Below are 18,466 nucleotides of genomic sequence, written 5' to 3' on the forward strand. Positions count from 1 at the left end.
GACGGTACGCCGTATACCGGTCGTGCGCTGTCGGTAAACAGCGATTGCCCGATCGTGGCAGGGTGGAGCGATGCCGCACGAGGTCGAGGTGTTCGAGCGTTTCCGGGGTCGCCTGGAGGCGATCGCCTATCGGCTGCTGGGGTCTGCTCAGGATGCGGAGGACGCGGTTCAGGACACGTTCCTGCGGTGGCAGGCGGCGGAGCGGGCGGAGATCCGTACGCCGGAAGCCTGGCTGACCAAAGTGCTCACCAACCTCTGCCTCAACCAGCTGGCCTCGGCCCGCGTGCGGCGGGAGAGCTATGTGGGTCAGTGGCTGCCGGAGCCCGTGCTCGACGGCGACCGCATGCTCGGGCCGGCCGAGACCGCCGAGCAGCGCGAGTCGGTGTCGATCGCGATGCTGACGCTGATGGAGCGGCTGACGCCGGCCGAGCGGGCGGTCTATGTGCTGCGCGAGGCCTTCGGCTACCCGCACGGTGAGATCGCCGAGATCCTCGACCTCAGCGAGGCGAACAGCCAGCAGCTGCTGCGCCGCGCCCGGCAGCACCTGGCCACCGACCGGTCCCGGGTGGAGGCCGATGCCGCCGCCACCCGCGAGATCGTCGAGGAGTTCCTGGCCGCCGCCCTCGGGGGCGAGATCGAGCCGCTGGTCAAGCTGCTCACCGAGGACGCGCGGGGCGTGGCCGACGGCGGCGGCGAGGTTCCGGCCCGGGGCACGCCGATCCTCGGGGCGCTCGCCATCGCGCGGGTGCTGCGCGGCGCGCTCAAGCCCGACCTGGCCAAGCGGTTCATCGGCGGGGGCCGCATCGCCTTCTACGCCGCCGTGGTCAACGGCGGGCCGGCGGCGCTGGTGGCTCTGGACGACGCGGGCGGTGAGCGGATCGTCGGTGTCGTCTCGCTCGAGCTGACGCCGCGGGGCATCGCCACGATCCTGATCCAGGCCAACCCGGCCAAGCTGGCCCGCCTGAGCCGGTGGTGGGCCGGCGCCGACCGCGGGGAGCCCCTGATCGAGAACTGGTCCTGACGACCTGTCAGGAATCGCGCCGCTGTCCGGTTCAAGAGGCACGCCTACCGGACAGGAGCGCCATCCATGAAGCACCGCATCGTCGTCCTCGGAGCCGGGTACGCCGGCACGCACGCCGCGGGCCGTCTCGCCCGCCGGCTGCACCCCGGCGGCACCGGGATCACCGTGGTCAACGCCGACCCCGACTTCGTCGAGCGCCTGCGCCTGCACCAGCTGGCCACCGGGCAGGAGCTCCCGGCCCGCCCGCTGGCCGGCGTCTTCGCCGGCACGGCGGTCGACGTCCGGACCGAGCGGATCACGGCCGTCGACGCCGGGCGGCGGCGGGTGATTCTCACCGACCGCGAGATCCCGTACGACACACTGGTCTACGCCCTCGGCAGTGCGGCCACCGCGCCCGGGCACAACGTCGCCACCCGGCCCGCCGCGTTGCGGTTGCGCGAGCGCCTGGGCGAGCTCCGCGCGGGCGAGACCGTCCTGGTCGTGGGCGGGGGCCTGACCGCGATCGAGCTGTCGACCGAGATCGCCGAGTCCCGCCCGGACCTCCACGTCGCGATCGCGGCCCGGGCCGGTGTCGGTGACTGGCTCGGCGACAAGGCCCGGCGGCACCTGGGCCGGGTGTTCGACCGGCTCGGCATCACCGTCCACGAGCACACCACGGTCACCGGGGACGGCGAGCCGATCCCGGCCTCGGTCACCGTGTGGGCCACCGGCTTCACCACGCACCCGATCGCCTCGGCGTCCGAGCTGACGGTCTCGCCGACCGGCCGCCTCGTGGTCGACGGCTCGATGCGCTCGGTCTCGCACCCCGAGGTGTACGCCGTGGGGGACGCCGTGTTCGCCGAGGGCCCCGACGGGCGGCCGTTGCGGATGGCCTGCGCCACGGCGATCCCGACGGCCTGGCAGGCGGCCGACGCCATCGCCGCTCGCCTCACCGGACGACGGGTTCCGAAAGGGTTCCCGATCCGCTACTACGGTCAGTGCGTCAGCCTGGGCCGGCGCGACGGCGTCCTGCAGTTCGCCACGGCCGACGGCCGGTCGGTGGCGGCCGCCGTCACCGGCCCGCGAGCTGCCCGCATCAAAGAGTTCATCTCTTCGGGTACGGGGTGGAGCCTGACCCGCCCGACGGTGCTGATGCCGGTCCGGCGCCGTCAGATCCGCAGTGCTCCGGGGGCGCCGGGTGGCACCACCGGGCGTACGGGGGAAACCGCCGGCAGTCGGCGGTAGGGCGCGCCCAGCGGTGGCCGGGGGTCGGGCTCGCCGGCGTTGGGCCACAGCGAGAGGGCCCGCTCGGCCATGGCGGTGATCGTCAGCGACGGGTTGACACCCAGGTTGGCGGCCACCGCCGAGCCGTCGATCACGTGCAGACCGGGATGGCCGAAGAGCCGGTGGTACGGGTCGATGACCCCGTTCGCGGCCGTCGTGCCGATGCTGCACCCGCCCAGGAAGTGGCCGGTCACCGGGCGGCCGGCCAGCTCGGTGACCGCGCCCAGCGGCACCCCGCCGATCTGCGCGGCCGCCCGCCGGGCCACGTCGTGAGCCGCGGGCACCCACTCCGGATTGGGTGCGCCGACACCCTGGCGGGTGCGCAACCGGCCGCGGCGACGGTGCACGGTGATGGAGTTGTCGAGCGACTGCATGGCCAGCAGCACGACGGTCTGCTCGGACCAGCGGCGCGGCCAGGCCAGCAGCCGCAGGTTCCGGCGGTCGCGGACGAGCTCGCGCAAGCCGGCCAGCAGACGCGACCGGCCGCCGGCGTCGTCGACCAGCACTGTCGACATCAGGGCGAGCAGATTGCTGCCCTTGCCGTATCGGACCGGCTCGACGTGGGTGTCGGCGTCGACGTGGATCGACGAGGTGATGGCGATGCCGTGGCTGTAATCGGCGTCGCCGCGGGCCGTGCGGGCGCCGAGGATCGACTCCGAGTTGGTGCGGCTGAGCTCGCCCAGCCGGGGCGAGACGTGCGGGAGCCGGCCCCGGTCGCGCAGGCGGTGCAGGAGGCGCTGGGTGCCGAGCGCGCCCGCCGCGAACACCACCTGCCCGGCGGTGAAGGTCCGGCGGCTGGGGCCGCCGGTGCGGTGGGTGCGGACGGTGAATCCGCCGTCGGCCCGGGCGCGTACGTCGGTGACCGTCGTCAGTGGATGGACGGTGGCCCCCGCCTTCTCGGCCAGATACAGGTAGTTCTTGCCGAGGGTGTTCTTCGCGCCGACCCGGCAGCCGGTCATGCACGACCCGCAGAACGTGCACGATTCGCGGTCGGGTCCGGCGCCGCCGAAATACGGATCGGCTTGTCCGGGCCCGAAATGGATGCCCACCGGCGTACGCCGGAACGTCTTTTCCACACCCAGCTCGGTGGCCACCTGGAACAGCACCCGGTCGGACGCCGTCTCGCGCGGATTGTCCACCACGCCGAGCATCCGCTTGGCCTGGTCGTAGGGCGCGGCCAGCTCGTCCTTCCAGTCGGTGACCGCCGACCAGCGCGGATCGTCGAAGAAACTGCCGGGCGGCTCGTAGAGGGTGTTGGCGTAGCCGAGGGAGCCGCCGCCCACGCCGGCTCCCGACATGATCAGCACATTGTCGAGAAGGGTCAGCCGCAGGATGCCGAAGCAGCGCAGCGCGGGCGCGTAGAGGTAGTGGCGCAGGCGCCACGAGGTGCGCGGGAGCTGATCGTCGGCGAAGCGGCGGCCGGCCTCGAGCACCCCGACCCGGTAGCCCTTCTCGGTCAGCCGGAGCGCGGTGACGCTGCCGCCGAAGCCCGATCCGACGACGAGGACGTCGTAGTCGTACGCCATGGCGTACGGTGGCACCGTTGTTGGCGGCCTGTCAATAAGCGGGGTGGAATCCATGCGTCACCACCGGGAAGGTGCCGGCAGTCCGCTCGTGCTGATCCATGGGATCGGCAGCCGATGGCAGGTGTGGAAGCCTGTTCTGCCGCTGCTCGCCGCTCGTTTCGACGTGATCGCGGTCGATCTGCCGGGGTTCGGCTCGTCACCGCCCGACGGCGGGCCGGGCGACGTCGCGCATTTCGCCGACCGGGTCACCGAGTTGCTCGACGCGCTCGGCGTGGTGCGGCCCGCGGTGGGCGGAAGCTCGCTGGGCGCGGCGGTTGCCCTGGAACTGGGCCGGCGCGGGGTGGCCCGGTCGGTGACGGCTTTCGCGCCGATCGGTTTCTACGGCTCGTTCGGGGCGCGCTGGTGTCAGGCGACGGTGGGTGCGGCGCGGGCCGGCGGTGCTCTGCTGGGGCCGGTTCTGCCCGCTCTGCTGCGGACCCGGCCCGGGCGCGCCGCGCTGTGCGGCATCTTCTGTGCGCGGCCGCTGAACCTGTCGGCGCCCGATGCGCTGGCCGATGCCCGGGCCCTCGTGGCCGCGCCGGGCTTCGGTGCCAGCCGTCGGGAGCTGGCGAAGTGGCGCTTTCCCGGGGCCGGGGCGGTCCCGGTGACGGTCGCATGGGGGACCCGCGATCTCGTGCTGCCCTACGGTCAGGCGAGGCGGGCTCGTCGCCTGTTGCCCGCGGCCCGGCACGTACGCCTGACGGGGTGCGGCCACCTGCCCTTCGCCGACGATCCGCAAGCCTGTGCGCGGCTGCTCCTGGAGGCGGGCTAGAGCCTATTGGCACACCGCCAATAGACTGCTAGTTTCGGTCGGTGGATCCCCGGATCGTCATCATCGGCGCCGGTTTCGGTGGCGTGGCGGCTGCCGCCGCCCTGCTCGAGGCCGGCTTCGACGACGTCGTCCTGCTCGAGCGGGCGCCGTCGATCGGCGGGGTGTGGCGCGACAACACGTATCCCGGCTGCGCCTGCGACGTTCCCGCGCCGCTGTACTCGTACTCGTTCGCCCCGAATCCCCAGTGGACACGCCGTTTCCCGGCCCACGACGAGATTCTCGCCTATCTGCGCCGGACGGCCGAGACTCTGGGCGTCGCCTCCCGGGTACGTCTCAACGCGGACGTGACCGCCGCGACCTGGACCGGCGACCGGTGGCTGGTGTCCACCCGCGACGGCACTGTCTTCGAGGCCGACGTCCTCATCCCCGCCGTGGGCCAGCTCGGCAATCCCGTCCTGCCGCCCATTCCCGGCACCTTCGCCGGTCCGGCCGTCCACACTGCCCGGTGGCGCGACGACCTGCCGATCGACGGCGCCCGGATCGGCGTGATCGGCACCGGGGCGAGCGCCATCCAGCTCGTACCCGAGATCGCCGGGCGGGCCGCCCACATCACCGTCTTCCAGCGCTCCGCGCCGTGGACACTGCCCCGCCCCGACCGCCGTTACGGCGCCGGCCGCCACTTCGCGTACTCCCGCGTGCCGGCCCTCATGCGCCTGCCGCGAGCCGGTGTCTGGGCGATGACGGTGGTGACCGGCCGGGCGGTCACCGGTGGACGCCTGGCCGGCGCTTTCCTCCGTACGGTGTCCCGCGCGCAGCGCCGCCTGCAGGTCCGCGACGCTCAGTTGCGCGCGCAGGTGACCCCGGAGGAGCCGATGGGCTGCAAACGCGTCCTGTTCACCAACAACTGGCTCCCGGCCCTGACCCGCCCCGACGTCACCCTGGTGACGGACAAGGTCCTGGAGACAACCCCTTCCGGCGTACGCACGGTGGACGGCACAGTCCACCCGTGCGACCTGCTGGTCTATGCCACCGGCTTCGCCGCCACCGATTTCCTGGCCGGCATCAGCGTCACCGGGCGCGACGGCCGCCCGCTGGCCCGGGAGTGGGCCACCGGCGCGTACGCCCACCTGGGTCTGGCCGTTCCCGGCTTCCCCAACCTGTTCCTGGTCTACGGCCCGAACACCAACTCCGGCAACACCTCGGTCCTGTACTTCATCGAGCACCAGGCCGCCTACATCGTCCAGGCCGTGCGGCGCCTGGCCGCCGGCGCCGGTCCGCTCGAGGTACGCCGCTCGGTGGCGGCCGCCTTCGACGGCGAGGTCCAGCGCCGCCTGGCCCGCAGCGTGTGGACCGGCTGCCAGAGCTGGTATCGCAACGCCGCCGGCCGCGTGGTCACCAACTGGCCGGGGATGGCCGCCGAATACCGCCGCCGGGTGGCTCGGCTGCGCCCGTCCGATTACCGGTCGGACGGTTAGCCCGGCGCGGCTGTCGCGGCCAGCAGTTCCAGTTTCCGGTGGGTCTCGCTCCCGGGAGCGGCGGTGTAGACCAGAAGCCGATGTGACTGCTCGGGGTCGTGCAGCGTCTGGCAATCGAGGGCCAGCACGCCGAGCTCCGGATGGACGAAGCGTTTGACGGTGTCGAAGGTGGCCCCGACCGTGTGTTCGTGCCACAGCTCGGCGAACTCGCGGCTCTCGGTGAGCAGCAGCTCGGCGAGACGGGCGGCCTGGGACCCGGGGCCGCGCATGGTGGCCAGCCTGCGCGCGCCCGAGGCGAAGACCCGCGACATCCGCTCGTGGTCGTCCGGGTGGTAACGGAGCCGGCCGGCCGGATCGGTGAACCACCTGAACGGCAGGCTGCGGGCCGGACCGGAGAGCGCGGCGGTGTCCCCGGTGAGCGCGACGCCCATCGGGGTCTGGCGCAGTGTCTCGCCGAGCTCGGTGACGATCTCGGCCGGGCTGCCGGTGAGCCGGTCGAAGATCCGCAGCAGGTCGGGGCCGATGTGCTCGCTGGTCACGCCGCGAACCGGGGGACTGTGGCCGGCCAGGCGGAACAGGTGGTCGCGCTCGGCGAGCGACAGGTGCAGGCCCTGAGCGATGGCGGCGATCAGGCGCTCGGAGGGATGCGGGCCCCGCTCCTGCTCGAGCCGGCTGTAATAGTCGGTGGAGATGTGACAGAGGGTCGCCACCTCTTCCCGGCGGAGCCCCCCGGTGCGGCGGCGCTGCCCGCGCGGCACGCCCACCTCCTCGGGCTGCAGCGACTCGCGCCGGCGGCGCAGGAAATCGGCCAGTCCGGCTCGATCGATCATGTCCGCGTCCTCCAGCGCCGTGTGTCTGTCCCGTTCTACCGCGGATGCCGACCGGTAGCCACGGATTGCTGATCCCCCCTTACGGCCGGCCCCGCAGACATGGATCGGTAGACCCTGGTTGCGTTTCGCGCCGGGCCCGAGGCTGGGGACCAGGACAAGCCGGCACCCCGACCGCAGGAGCACACTGATGCCACGGAAAACGATCGACGTCACCATCCCGGATCTGGCCGGACAGCTGGCCGTGATCACCGGAGCCAGCGACGGGATGGGGCTGGGCATGGCCACCTGGCTGGCCGCGGCCGGCGCCGAGGTGATCATGCCGGTCCGCAACCGGCGCAAGGGTGAGGCCGCGATCTCGACGATCCGGCTGAGCCGGCCGACCGCGAAGGTCTCCCTGCGCACCATGGACCTGTCGTCGCTGGACTCGGTCGCGGCCCTCGGTGAGGGACTTCGCACGGAGGGGCGCCCGATCAACATCCTGATCAACAACGCGGGGGTGATGCGCCCGCCGAACCGGCAGACGACGGCCGACGGGTTCGAGCTGCAGTTCGGCACGAACCACCTGGGCCATGTCGCGTTGATCAGTCACCTGTTCCCGCTGCTGCGCGCGGGCCGGGCCCGGGTGACTTCCCAGATCAGCGTGGCCGCGCGGCGGGGCACGATCAACTGGGAGGACGTGAACGGGGAGCGCTCGTACAACGGCATGCGCTCCTACAGCCAGTCCAAAATCGCGTTGGGACTGTTCGGCCTGGAGCTGCAACGGCGCAGTCAGGCGCACGGGTGGGGCATCATCAGTAACCTCTCCCACCCCGGGGTCGCCCCCACAAGCTTGCTGGCCGCCCGGCCCGAGCTCGGCCGGGACCAGGACAGCCCGCAGTACCGGCTGATCCGGGCGTTGTCGGCCCGCGGCATCCTGCTCGGCACCGTGGAGACCGCCAAGCTGCCCGCGCTGGTGGCCGCGACCGCCGCCGAGCCCGGCGCTTTCTACGGGCCCAGCGGTCCGGGCAACCTCGGTGGGGCGCCGGCCGAACAGCCGCTCTACCCGCCGTTGCGCAGCACGGAGGACGCCGCCCGGATCTGGGAGCTCTCCGAGCGGCTCACCAAGACCCCGATCGTCGTGGCCTGACCATGACAACCGTTGCGCCTCGCCTGTCCAGGCTCACCAACCCGTGGTGGGTGGTGGTCGGCGGCGGCACGGCCGCTGCCGTCGGCCCGCAGATGTACCTGGCCACCATCGGCCTGTTCGTGCTGCCGATCACCGAGGAGACCGGCTTCAGCCGCACGACGGTCACCGGTGCCTACTCGGTCGCCGCGGTCGGGATGGCGATCGGCCTGCTCATCGTGGCCCGCTTCGTCGACCGCTTCGCCGCGCGCTACCTCCTCGTACCGTCATTCGTGCTCTTCGCGGTGTCCATGGCACTGATCGCCGTGGTGCCGCCGATCGCGCCGGTCTACTTCGTCCCCTGTTTCTTCGTCGGATTCTTCGGCGGGGGAACCGTCGTCCCGGCCACCCGGGCGGTGGTGAGCTGGTTCGACAACAATCGCGCCCTGGCGATCGGGATCGTGACCGGCATCATCGGACTGGGTACGGCCCTGGCTCCGCTGCTGGCGGGCGCGCTCATCGACAGCGTCGGGTGGCGGGCGGCCTACGTGGGCATGGCCCTGGTGGCCGTGGTCGTCTCGGTCACCATGGTCACGTTGTTCGTCCGGGCCCGGGCGGAACGGCACGTCCGCGGGCGGCTCGTGCGCGAGACGTGGGCAGAGGGCCGCGAGGTCAGTCTCGAGCTGCCCGGCCTGACGTTCCGGGAAGCCGTGGGCACCCGTCAGTTCTGGGGCATCGCGGTGGGCCTGGGCCTGGTCGGCGTGGTCGTCATCGGCCTGCAGGTGCACCTCGTGCCCATGATGACCGACCGGGGACTCAGCGACGTCCAGGCCGGCTCGCTGCTCGTCATCTTCGGACTGGCCTCCCTGGCCGGCCGGGTGGCCGGCGGCTTCGTCATCGACCGGGTGCACGGCGCCATCGTCGGGCCGATCGTTATGCTCGCCCCCATCGCCGGACTCTTCTTCCTGCACCCGCCGTTCCCGAGTGCCGCCGTCGCGGTCGCCTTCATCGGGCTCGCCTTCGGTATCGAGGGTGACCTGCTGGCCGTGCTCATCACCCGGTATCTCGGCACCCGCCACTTCGGGCGGATCGTCGGACCGGTCCAGGCCGCCTTCCTGCTGGGCACCGCGTTCGGGCCGCTGCTGCTCGGGCTCGGCTACGACTCGTACGGCTCCTACGACCCGGTCATCCCTGCGCTCATCGGCGCCCTCGTCGTCGGGGCCGCCCTCATCGCGACGCTGGGATCGTATGCGTACCCGGCCGTGCGCGGGTTCGACCAGCTGGCCGCGCGGGACGAGCTGGCCGCGTCCGAAGTGCTGAGCGACCTCGCGTCTCGCCCGCACAGCCCGGATTGATCGCCGGCCCGCGCCGGGCTCAGGTCGTGCGGCTGAGGCGGGCGAACGACAGGATGAAGATAGTGGACAGCAGCCAGCCGATCAGCGTGGCGAGGTTCAGCCACCAGTCGATCAGCGTGCCGCGCGGGGACTCCGCGTTGGCGTACCAGGTCGCGCGCTGGCCCAGAGAGATCAGCGGCACCACGGTGTCGATCGCGTAGAGCTCCGGACTGAAACAGCGGACCTGGCCCTCGCCGCAGGCGTCGCGGCGGGGCCGGTCGCGGCTCTCCTCGGCGAGCAGGTTGGGCGTGGGCAGGTCGGGGGTCACGGTGACGAGGCGGCCGTCGGCGGCGTAGACATTGCCCCGCTCGTCGACGGCCCGGAGGGTGTCGCGGGCGCCGGGCAGGTGGAGCGAGACGGTCACCGCGGCCAGCAGCACGAGCAACAGCCACAGGACGCGGCTGGGGCGGAAGCCGTAGCCGACCGTCCAGCCGTAGGCCGCGTCGACGGCCCGGCGCACCGGGTGCGGGCGGGCGTGCCCGGTGCGGCGGGCGGCGTGGCGCTGGGCGATCAGGATCGCCTCGGCGTCGGCCGTGTAGCCGTGCCGGCGGAAGACGGAGGCCAGATGCTCGTACGGGCCGGCGTCGTAGACCGTCTGCTTGCTCAGCCAGACCAGACGTTTGCGTCTGTCCCAGGCGATGGGGCCGCCGGTGCCCGCGGGATGCTCGAATCGGTCGTACGTCAACCCGGAGATGACGAAGCGCGGGGGCCACCGGTCCGGCTCGTCGGCCAGGATCGGCGTGACGGCGTTGGTCAGATCGACACTCGGGCTGACTTCCGCCCAGGCCAGATAGAGTCCGCCGCGGACCGTTGTGGAGATGGCCTCGATCGCGTGGCCGGCCCGGTTGTACCTCGTCGGGCCGGGGCAGTGGAACGTGCCGCCCCGGCAGACCAGCCGCCCCTCGATGGTGGCGCGGTTGAGCAGCACGTAACCGGTCGACCGGAATCCGTCGACGAGGCGCAGCGACCCGCCGATCCTGGCCTGCTGGAACGAGAGCGCCGCGCCGTCGGGGTTGTCCAGGACAGCGCCGCCGGCATCGACGGTGCCCCGGATCGCGGTACTGCGGAACCGAACCGCTCCGCCGTCGGCGGTCATTCTCTCCAGCCGGAGGTCGCCCTCCACGGTCATCCCGGATCCGGTCATCAGCACGCCCGCACGGGCCCCGCCGAGCCGGATGTCGCGCATCGACAGCGTGCCTTGGACGCGCAGCCCGGTGAAGCGCAGCTCGCCCGCGACGGTGACGCCGCCGCTCATCAGGAGGCTGGACCGTACCTGCGCGTTCGCCAGACTCAGAGCGGTCGCACCGGGAGCGGCGAGCCGGCAACCGGCGCTCACGGTCACCGAGCCCAGGTCGCTCTGGGACAGATCGGTGCCGCCGTCGACCCGGCAGGCGCCCTCGAGCGTCAGGTCGCCGCCAACCGTGAGCCGCGGCGCGTTGATCGCGCTTCCGCCGGTGCGGTTCGGCCCGTACGTGCGGGTCGCGGCGTCGGGGGACAAGGCGGTCACGACCGCGTCGCGGACGAGGAACTGACCGCCCACGTCGGCGTTGGCGAGGTCGATGCGGCCCTCGATGAGCGGTGTGCGGCCGGCGCCCGGCTTGGGGATCAGGAACAGGCTGCCGCCCACCTGTACCTCGGACAGATCGAGAGCGAGCCCGTACCGGCTCCGCACGTGCGCGCCGGTGAAGTCGAGCGACCCGTCGATCCGGGCGCCCACCATGCGGATCTCGGCGTTCGTGGTGAAGCCGTGCAACAGCCGGACCGTGCCGCCCAGCTGCATGCGGTCGGCCTGGATGGCGCGCTCGCCGTCGGTCTCGATCGTCGTGTCGACGCAGAGGAGCCGGCCGCCGATGTGTGACTCGCACAGCCAGATGGCGGACCGCTTGGACGTGCTGGCGCTCGTCGTGTGGGCGCCCGTCACGGCCGAGCGCGACAGGTCGAGGTCACCCGCGACCCGTACGCCGTTGGCCAGCAACCCGGGAAGCGCGGGCGAGCCGGTGATGGCCAGACTCGGCACCTGAGCGTTCGTCAGCACCGGCGCGGCGTCGAAGCGGCACTCCTCGAATCTGAGCGGGAACCCGATCGTCGCGCCGGCCAGGTCGAGCCGTCCGCGCACGTGGACTCGCCGCAGGTGCAAACCGTGCGGGTCCACTTTGCTGCCTTCGATGGCGCAGCGGCGCAGGACGCCGGCGTCGACCGAACCGTCCTGCAGGACCCCGCCGGCCCGGCCGACCCGGAGAAGCTCGCGATAGGTCACTGGCCGCGTGCGCATGCCCGACACCGTATCGGCCCCGCGGACACCGTTCACGAGCCGCGGGGCCGCGGGGCCGGGTGGGTCAGCGGGTCAGGCGGAAACTCTGGGCCGCGGTGCCGTTGCAGGCGTACTGCACCAGCTGGACGCTGTCGGCCTGGGACGCGGCCGGGACGTCCAGGCACTTGCCGCTGTTGCGGTTGACGAAGTGGTAGTAGCCGCCGCCCTCGCTGACCGGCAGCCACTGCTGGTTGGCGCCGCCGCCGTAGGTCCAGGTCTGGATCGCGGCGTTGTCGGCGGTGGACACGTTCGAGACGTCGAGGACCTGGGCGGTGCCGGCTCGCTGGTTGATGCGGACCTGGCCGCCGCCGGCCGGGGCGAACTGGTATTGCTGGGCGGTGCTGCCGTTGCACGCGTACTGCTGGATCGCGGTGCCGTTGACGGTGCCGGCCGAGCGGGCGTCCACGCACTTGTTGCTGTTCTTGTTGACCACCGGGTACCACGCGGCGGGGTCGATCGGCTGTTCCGCGGGTGGCCGGCCACCGCCGGCCAGCCACTTGATGCTGTTGATCAGCCAGGTGTTCTGCTGGGCGGAGGCGAAGGTGGACGAGGTGCGGGTGTTGGTCTCGTAGTTCATGCCGTTGTGACCGAAGTTCGTGTAGATCATCTTGTAGTTCCGGTTGGACCAGATCAGCGGGTAATAGCCGCTGCGCCATTGCTGGTCGGGATCGGTGCCGACCGGGAAGCTCGACGCGTCGATCGAGGCCAGGATGTCGATGTCGGGGTTCTGCCGCAGGTCCCGGCTCCACGAATACCACTCGCTGACCGACGACTGGATCGTTCCAGGCAGGCCGGCGGTCGTCGGGTGGGTGCCGAGCCGCAGGGTCTCGGCCGTCGGCCCCCACGTGTTCGTGGCGAAGTTGCCCGAGCCCAGGAACGTGTTGTAGTACCAGCTCCAGTCGCCCGCGTTCGTGGTGAACGCGCTGACGTGGAAGCCGAGGAAGCCGCCGCCGTTCTCCATGTACTGCTGGAACGCGGCCCGCCGGTTGGCCGGGGGAGCGTCGTCCAGGAACATGACGACCCGGTAGCCGGACAGGCCGGAGGCGCTCAGCCGGCTCCAGTCGGTGGTGGCCTCCCAGGTGAAGCCGTTCTGGGCGGCGGCCTGCGGGAACCACTCCCGGGCTTCCTTGTCGAAGTCGATGTGCGCGGCGTCGTAGGTTCCGTTGTAGAAGGCCAGGACCTTGAACGGATCGGCGGCGTACGCGGGTGGTGCGACGACGGCCGCGCCGAACAGCACGGCGGCCGCTACGAGGGCGCGTTTGAGCAGACGCATGGCATACCTCACGGGGATGAGTGCGGGGGATGGTGGCGGCGCCGCGCCCTCATCCTGAGGCATCGACAGGTCTTGATACAAGCAATAGTTAAGCTAATTTCCAGAAGCCGCGTACGGGGTGCCGCCGCACCGGGGCGCGACAGAACGGGGGCTCAGTTCAGAAGCCGCGCCAGCTCCGCGTTCCTCGTGGCGAACTCGAACCATTCAGGCGGCGTACGGTCGAGGTAGCGCCGGGCCGACGCGAGCGAGCCGGCCCGCTGCTCCCACCGGTCGAGGCGCCCGCCACGCACCTGGAAGCGCACCAGCAGACCGTCGGCGTACCCGTAGATATCGAGGTCGGGCGCCCGGGACAGCAGCGTGACCCGCTGCTCGGCGACGATCCAGTCCAGCGCCTCGATCTCCTGCTGAATGCGGCCGGCCAGCTCGAACGCCAGATTCCCCGAGGCCCGGTCCCGCAGCAGGGCCAGCCCTACCCGTACGGCCTCGATCGCGCCGGCCTCACGCCGCAGAACCGCCGTGATGGTCGCCCGCATCGCGTCCCGGTCCTCGGGGCGGACGCCCCGGATCCGGGCCAGGTCGCGCAGCCCGCCGTCCAACCGCTCGTCGGTGTAGCGCAACGGGAGCATCCGCTCCAGCCCCGACACGGCCAGCCGCGCCTGCGTCCCGCCCAGGTAAGGCCCGAAGTGCTCGCCCGCTTCGGTCCCGGGCCGCCAGTGCACGAGCTCGACCTTCGACGGCGAGACCCGGATGCTGAACGGCACCTCCATGCCGCCCCGGATCCGGTTCCACCGCGGCTTGGAACGTTCCAGCAGGTTCCGCTCGAGCCAGGCCGCCTCGTGCACGGACGCGCAGACGACGGCCTCGACCCGCTCGACCTGCGGAACCATCCGCCGCAGATGCCGCCGGTCCTTCAGGTCTCCCCAGTACGAACCGACCCGGCTCCGCAGGTTGGTCGCCCGCCCGATGTAGAGCACCCGCCCGCCACCGTCCCGGAACCGATACACGCCGGGCGCCCCCGGCAGATCGACCCGCAGACGACTACTCACCGCCGCAGACTAATCCGCCCCCGCCGCACGCCCGCAGCAACCCGCCGCCCCGTCAGAGAGGGCTTGCGGTGCTCTCGCGTTTGATGAGGGTGGTGGGGACGAGCACGGTGCCGGGTTGCACGGTGTGGCGGTTGATCTGCTGGAGCAGGCCCTGCACGCACAGACGACCGACCTCGGCCCAGTCCTGGCGGACCGTGGTCAGCGGGGGCATGTACGAGGCCGCGTCGGGGATGTCGTCGAAGCCGACCACGCTGACGTCCTCGGGGACCCGGCGGCCGGCTTCGTGCAGGGCTCGCAGCACGCCCAGGGCCATCTGGTCGTTGGCCACGAAGATCGCGGTGCAGTCGGGGCGGGCGGCCAGGCGCCGGCCGGCGCGGTAGCCGGACTCGGCCGACCAGTCGCCGCGCTCGCACTCCGGAGCGGGGCGCCCGGCCTCGTCGAGCACCGCCTGCCAGGCCTGGGCGCGACGGGCGCTGGAGAACGACTCGTCCGGGCCGGTCACGTGCCAGACCGTCTCGTGGCCGAGGTCGAGCAGGTGGCGCACGGCCTGGCGGGCCCCGTCGGCCTGGTCGGCGTCGACCACCGGGTAGCGGTCGCCGGCGTCGGAGTCGACCACGACCACCGGCACGCCGGGGGGCAGGGTGAGATCCACCGCGTCCAGCAGGTGAACTTCCATGATCACGATGATGCCGTCGACGGCCAGCTCGCCGAGGCGGGTGAAGGCGCCCAGCACGCCGTCCTGCGTCGGCACGGCGACCGGGATGAGCGTGATCGCGTAGCCCTCGCGGGCGGCGTGCGCGGCGATCGCCTCGACCGTGCGGCTGTTCCCGGTGGTGGCGAGTGTGAACAAAATTACACCAATTGTGCGAAACTCTCCGCGTTTCAGCGCACGCGCGGCACTATTGGGTCGATAGCCAAGCTGTTGCATAGCGTTCAGAACTTCGCGGCGGGTCGACTCGAGCACTCCCGGGTGCCCGGTCGACACCCGGCTCACGGTCTGGGACGAGACCCCAGCTAGACGGGCCACGTCGGCCATCGAGACGCCGCGGCGACGGTTGCTTGACGTTCGCTGCACGTGGTGAAACTATCACCCGCATGTTTACGCAAACATCACAGCAGTGAACCGAACGAAACATTGTCGAACGCTGCGAAGCGCGTCATGTTTGCGTAAACATCGGCAGTCCGAGGGCACGACAGGATGAGGCAGATGGCAGTTCCAGCAGTCGCGGCACCGCCGCCGTCGACCAGGCGCGTGCGCCGGTCCTACCGGGGCTGGCAGTTCGTCGGCCCGTTCATGATCGTCTTTGCGCTGGTGTTCCTCGCGCCGATCGTCTACGCGATCTACCTGAGCCTCTTCCGCAACCGGCTGATTGGCGGCAACGCGTTCGTCGGTCTCGACAACTACCAGCAGGCGCTGCAGGATCCGCAGTTCTGGTCGGGTGTCGGCCGGGTCGGCCTGTTCCTGGTCGTGCAGGTCCCGATCATGCTGTTCTTGGCCCTGCTGGTGGCGCTGGCCCTCGACAGCGGCCGCCTCTACGGCAAGAGCTTCTTCCGGGTTTCGATCTTCCTGCCCTACGCGGTGCCGGCCGTGGTCGCCGCGCTGATGTGGGGCTTCATCTACGGGTCGCAGTTCGGTCTGATCGGCAACCTCAACGACGCCCTCGGCATCACGCTGCCCGACCCGCTCAAGCCGAGCCTCATCCTGGCTTCGATCGGCAACATCTCGACCTGGCAGTTCGTCGGCTACAACATGTTGATCTTCTATTCGGCCCTGCAGGTCGTGCCGAAGTCGCTCTACGAGTCGGCCGCGATCGACGGTGCCGGTCAGCTCCGGATCATCCGCTCGATCAAGCTGCCGGCCATCCGGGGCGCGCTGGTGATCGCCACGATCTTCTCGATCATCGGCAGCTTCCAGCTGTTCAACGAGCCGGCCATCCTGCGCAACCTGGCGCCGAACGCGATCACCACGTACTTCACGCCGAACTTCTACGCCTACTCGCTGACCTTCTCGGGCCAGCAGATCAACTACTCCGCGGCGGTCGCGGTCGTGATGGCCGTGATCACCATGATCGTCGCCTACGTGGTGCAGCTGCGCGGGACGAAGGACCTCTGATGACCACCACGACCTCGCCGGTGCAGGCCTCACCCCGTACGGGAAAGCCTGTGACCCTGTCATCGAAGAAGCGCCGGAAGGGCAGCGTTCTGCTGACCGTGCTAACCGCGCTGATGGCCGCCTACTCGCTGTTCCCGCTGGCCTGGCTGCTGATCAACTCGACCAAGACCCAGGACGGGCTGTTCAGCTCGTTCGGTCTCTGGTTCGACGACGGCAAGTTCGCCCTGTTCAGCAACATCGCCGACACCTTCACCTACGGCGACGGGATCTTCCTGCGCTGGCTGGGCAACACCGCGCTCTACGTGCTGGTCGGCGCGGGCGGGGCGACGTTCCTGGCCCTGCTGGCCGGCTACGGGCTCGCCAAGTTCGACTTCGTCGGCAAGAAGGCGGTCTTCGCGATCGTCATCGGTGCCGTCGCCGTCCCGCCGACCGCGCTGGCCGTCCCGACCTTCCTGATGTTCAGCAAGATGGGGCTCACCAACACCCCGTGGGCCGTGATCATCCCGTCGCTGATCTCGCCGTTCGGGCTGTACCTGATGTGGACCTTCGCGGCCCAGGCGGTGCCGACCGAGATGCTCGAGGCGGCCCGGGTCGACGGGGCCGGCGAGTTCCGCACGCTGTTCCGCATCAGCGTGCCGCTGCTCATGCCCGGCATCATCACAACCCTGCTCTTCACCATGGTCGCGACGATGAACAACTACTTCCTGCCGCTGATCATGCTCAAGAACCCGGACTGGTACCCGCTGACCGTCGGCCTGAACTCCTGGAACGCCCAGGCCGCGACGGCCGGTGGCGAAGCCGTCTTCAACCTCGTCATCACCGGTTCGCTGATCACCGTCGTCCTGCTCCTCGCAGCGTTCCTCTCGCTGCAGCGCTACTGGCAGTCCGGCCTGGCCGCCGGCTCCGTCAAGGAATAACCTCCCGAAAGGACCCGTCCGAATGTCCCGATTCATCAAGGTGGCGGCCGCTGCGTCGGCTGCTGTCCTGGCTCTGGCCGCCTGTGGCGGCGGCGGGGACGACTCGTCGTCCGCCGGCTCCTCCTCCGGTGGCGCCACGGTCACCGACGCCCAGGTCGACGCCGCGCTCCAGAAGGGCGGCACCCTCACGGTTTGGGCGTGGGAGCCTACCCTCAAGGACGTCGTCACGAAGTTCCAGGAGAAGTACCCCAACGTCAAGGTTGACCTGGTCAACGCGGGCACCGGCGACAAGCAGTACACCGCCCTGCAGAACGCCATCGCGGCCGGCAAGGGTGTTCCCGACGTCGGGCAGATCGAGTACTACGCGCTGCCGCAGTTCGCGATCGGCAAGGCGCTGACCAACCTCAACTCCTACGGTGCCGAGTCGCTCAAGGCGGACTTCAACCCCGGCCCGTGGAACTCGGTCAACTCCAGCGGCGGCGTCTACGGCCTGCCGATGGACTCGGGTCCGATGGCGCTCTACTACAACAAGGAAGTCTTCGACAAGTACAAGATCGAGGTCCCCAAGACCTGGACCGAGTACCTGGAGGCCGCGCGCAAGCTGCACAAGGCCGACCCGAAGGCCTACATCACCAACGACACCGGCGACGCGGGCCTGACCACCAGCCTCATCTGGCAGGCCGGCGGCAAGCCGTACCAGGTCGACGGCACCAACGTCACGATCAACTTCTCGGACGCCGGCTCGCAGGAGTTCCAGAAGGTGTGGCAGACGCTGATCAGCGAGAAGCTGCTCGCGCCGATCAGCTCGTGGAGCGACCAGTGGTTCCAGGGCATGGGCAACGGCTCGATCGCCACGGTCGCCACCGGCGCCTGGATGCCGGCCAACTTCGTCACCAGCGCCCCCGCCGGTAAGGGCAAGTGGCGCGCGGCCGAGCTCCCGCAGTGGACCGCGGGCGCCAACGCCAGCGCCGAGAACGGCGGCAGCTCGCTCGCGATCATGGACAAGGGCGCCAACAAGGAGCTGGCCTACGGCTTCCTGAAGTACGCCAACGACGGTGACGGCGTGCAGATCCGGGTCGACGGCGGCGCCTTCCCGGCCACCAGCAAGACCCTGGCCGACCCGAAGTGGCTGGGTGACGAGTTCGAGTACTTCGGCGGTCAGAAGGCCAACGAGATCTTCGCCAAGTCGGCCCAGAACGTGGTCACCGGCTGGTCGTACCTGCCCTTCCAGGTCTACTCGAACAGCGTCTTCAACGACACGGTGGGCAAGGCCTACGTCTCGAACACCACGCTGGCCGACGGGCTGAAGGCCTGGCAGGACCAGACCACCAAGTACGGCAACGAGCAGGGCTTCACCGTCAAGTAACTGCGTTTTCCACCTGGA

15 protein-coding genes are annotated in these 18,466 nt (G+C 70.7%); 9 read left to right on the forward strand and 6 right to left on the reverse strand.

Going from position 1 to position 18,466, the window contains the following annotated elements:
* Nucleotides 1-70 precede the first annotated feature (70 nt).
* Both sigJ and NAG42_RS28590 read left to right on the forward strand, forming a co-directional pair.
* Nucleotides 71-1,021, forward strand: coding sequence for an RNA polymerase sigma factor SigJ (sigJ, locus tag NAG42_RS28585; RefSeq protein WP_250034899.1), 951 nt, complete (start codon nucleotides 71-73; stop codon nucleotides 1,019-1,021).
* Between the two features lie 66 nt (nucleotides 1,022-1,087).
* Nucleotides 1,088-2,245 (forward strand): NAD(P)/FAD-dependent oxidoreductase, encoded by a 1,158-nt coding sequence (locus NAG42_RS28590; RefSeq protein ID WP_250034901.1) that lies wholly within the window; start codon nucleotides 1,088-1,090, stop codon nucleotides 2,243-2,245.
* Here the strand turns inward: NAG42_RS28590 and NAG42_RS28595 are convergent.
* Nucleotides 2,170-3,810 carry a GMC oxidoreductase gene (locus NAG42_RS28595; protein WP_250034902.1) on the reverse strand — a complete coding sequence of 547 codons (1,641 nt, stop codon included), beginning with the start codon at nucleotides 3,808-3,810 and terminating at the stop codon, nucleotides 2,170-2,172. The two genes, NAG42_RS28590 and NAG42_RS28595, sit on opposite strands and share 76 nt — an antisense overlap.
* Between NAG42_RS28595 and NAG42_RS28600 the strand changes: the two genes are divergently transcribed.
* A complete protein-coding gene (locus NAG42_RS28600) occupies nucleotides 3,809-4,621 on the forward strand; it encodes an alpha/beta fold hydrolase (RefSeq protein WP_250034903.1) in 813 nt (270 codons plus the stop codon). The genes NAG42_RS28595 and NAG42_RS28600 overlap by 2 nt on opposite strands.
* 41 nt (nucleotides 4,622-4,662) lie before the next feature.
* Entirely contained in the window at nucleotides 4,663-6,096 is a 1,434-nt protein-coding gene (locus tag NAG42_RS28605; protein ID WP_250034905.1) for a flavin-containing monooxygenase, read from the forward strand.
* On the opposite strand, the gene NAG42_RS28610 is transcribed toward NAG42_RS28605, so the two are convergent.
* Nucleotides 6,093-6,926 carry a helix-turn-helix transcriptional regulator gene (locus NAG42_RS28610; protein ID WP_250034907.1) on the reverse strand — a complete coding sequence of 278 codons (834 nt, stop codon included), beginning with the start codon at nucleotides 6,924-6,926 and terminating at the stop codon, nucleotides 6,093-6,095. The genes NAG42_RS28605 and NAG42_RS28610 overlap by 4 nt on opposite strands.
* Before the next feature lie 187 nt (nucleotides 6,927-7,113).
* On the opposite strand from NAG42_RS28610, the gene NAG42_RS28615 reads away from it, so the two are divergent.
* Complete coding sequence (locus NAG42_RS28615) at nucleotides 7,114-8,052, forward strand: SDR family oxidoreductase (protein ID WP_250034909.1); 939 nt, start codon at nucleotides 7,114-7,116, stop codon at nucleotides 8,050-8,052.
* 2 nt (nucleotides 8,053-8,054) lie between these two features.
* Nucleotides 8,055-9,383: an MFS transporter gene (locus tag NAG42_RS28620; RefSeq protein ID WP_250034911.1), complete on the forward strand. Its 1,329-nt coding sequence runs from the start codon at nucleotides 8,055-8,057 to the stop codon at nucleotides 9,381-9,383.
* A 19-nt stretch (nucleotides 9,384-9,402) separates the two neighbouring features.
* Here NAG42_RS28620 and NAG42_RS28625 read toward each other — a convergent pair whose 3' ends face one another.
* The 4 genes from NAG42_RS28625 to NAG42_RS28640 all read right to left on the reverse strand — a co-directional run bounded on the left by NAG42_RS28625 (nucleotide 9,403) and on the right by NAG42_RS28640 (nucleotide 15,088).
* A complete protein-coding gene (locus tag NAG42_RS28625) occupies nucleotides 9,403-11,694 on the reverse strand; it encodes a hypothetical protein (protein ID WP_250034913.1) in 2,292 nt (763 codons plus the stop codon).
* Between the two features lie 64 nt (nucleotides 11,695-11,758).
* The gene (locus NAG42_RS28630) at nucleotides 11,759-13,006 is read right to left on the reverse strand and encodes an RICIN domain-containing protein (RefSeq protein WP_250034915.1); all 1,248 of its coding nucleotides are present in this window, start codon (nucleotides 13,004-13,006) and stop codon (nucleotides 11,759-11,761) included.
* Between the two features lie 152 nt (nucleotides 13,007-13,158).
* On the reverse strand, nucleotides 13,159-14,052 hold the full coding sequence (locus NAG42_RS28635) for a GIY-YIG nuclease family protein (RefSeq protein ID WP_250034917.1): 894 nt from the start codon (nucleotides 14,050-14,052) through the stop codon (nucleotides 13,159-13,161).
* 52 nt (nucleotides 14,053-14,104) lie between these two features.
* A complete protein-coding gene (locus NAG42_RS28640) occupies nucleotides 14,105-15,088 on the reverse strand; it encodes a LacI family DNA-binding transcriptional regulator (protein WP_250034919.1) in 984 nt (327 codons plus the stop codon).
* Between the two features lie 171 nt (nucleotides 15,089-15,259).
* Here NAG42_RS28640 and NAG42_RS28645 point away from each other — a divergent pair, with 171 nt between their 5' ends.
* The 3 genes from NAG42_RS28645 (at nucleotide 15,260) to NAG42_RS28655 (ending at nucleotide 18,448) form a co-directional block, all read left to right on the forward strand.
* Nucleotides 15,260-16,165, forward strand: a complete 906-nt coding sequence (locus tag NAG42_RS28645; protein WP_250034921.1) for a carbohydrate ABC transporter permease — start codon at nucleotides 15,260-15,262, stop codon at nucleotides 16,163-16,165.
* A 113-nt stretch (nucleotides 16,166-16,278) separates the two neighbouring features.
* The gene (locus tag NAG42_RS28650; protein WP_250035102.1) at nucleotides 16,279-17,082 is read left to right on the forward strand and encodes a carbohydrate ABC transporter permease; all 804 of its coding nucleotides are present in this window, start codon (nucleotides 16,279-16,281) and stop codon (nucleotides 17,080-17,082) included.
* Nucleotides 17,083-17,104: 22 nt separating this feature from the next.
* Nucleotides 17,105-18,448, forward strand: a complete 1,344-nt coding sequence (locus NAG42_RS28655) for an ABC transporter substrate-binding protein (protein ID WP_250034923.1) — start codon at nucleotides 17,105-17,107, stop codon at nucleotides 18,446-18,448.
* Nucleotides 18,449-18,466: the final 18 nt, after the last annotated feature.

This window comes from Paractinoplanes maris, from assembly GCF_023544465.1.
GTDB classification, from domain to species: Bacteria; Actinomycetota; Actinomycetes; order Mycobacteriales; family Micromonosporaceae; genus Actinoplanes; species Actinoplanes maris.

Bases quoted from the DNA above. Each gene is read 5' to 3' on its own strand.
- sigJ (WP_250034899.1), top strand. From the start codon at position 71: ATGCCGCACGAGGTCGAGGTGTTCGAGCGTTTCCGGGGTCGCCTGGAG.
- NAG42_RS28590 (WP_250034901.1), top strand. From the start codon at position 1,088: ATGAAGCACCGCATCGTCGTCCTCGGAGCCGGGTACGCCGGCACGCAC.
- NAG42_RS28600 (WP_250034903.1), top strand. From the start codon at position 3,809: ATGGCGTACGGTGGCACCGTTGTTGGCGGCCTGTCAATAAGCGGGGTG.
- NAG42_RS28595 (WP_250034902.1), bottom strand. From the start codon at position 3,810: ATGGCGTACGACTACGACGTCCTCGTCGTCGGATCGGGCTTCGGCGGC.
- NAG42_RS28610 (WP_250034907.1), bottom strand. From the start codon at position 6,926: ATGATCGATCGAGCCGGACTGGCCGATTTCCTGCGCCGCCGGCGCGAG.
- NAG42_RS28615 (WP_250034909.1), top strand. From the start codon at position 7,114: ATGCCACGGAAAACGATCGACGTCACCATCCCGGATCTGGCCGGACAG.
- NAG42_RS28620 (WP_250034911.1), top strand. From the start codon at position 8,055: ATGACAACCGTTGCGCCTCGCCTGTCCAGGCTCACCAACCCGTGGTGG.
- NAG42_RS28625 (WP_250034913.1), bottom strand. From the start codon at position 11,694: ATGCGCACGCGGCCAGTGACCTATCGCGAGCTTCTCCGGGTCGGCCGG.
- NAG42_RS28630 (WP_250034915.1), bottom strand. From the start codon at position 13,006: ATGCGTCTGCTCAAACGCGCCCTCGTAGCGGCCGCCGTGCTGTTCGGC.
- NAG42_RS28640 (WP_250034919.1), bottom strand. From the start codon at position 15,088: ATGGCCGACGTGGCCCGTCTAGCTGGGGTCTCGTCCCAGACCGTGAGC.
- NAG42_RS28645 (WP_250034921.1), top strand. From the start codon at position 15,260: ATGGCAGTTCCAGCAGTCGCGGCACCGCCGCCGTCGACCAGGCGCGTG.
- NAG42_RS28650 (WP_250035102.1), top strand. From the start codon at position 16,279: ATGGCCGCCTACTCGCTGTTCCCGCTGGCCTGGCTGCTGATCAACTCG.
- NAG42_RS28655 (WP_250034923.1), top strand. From the start codon at position 17,105: ATGTCCCGATTCATCAAGGTGGCGGCCGCTGCGTCGGCTGCTGTCCTG.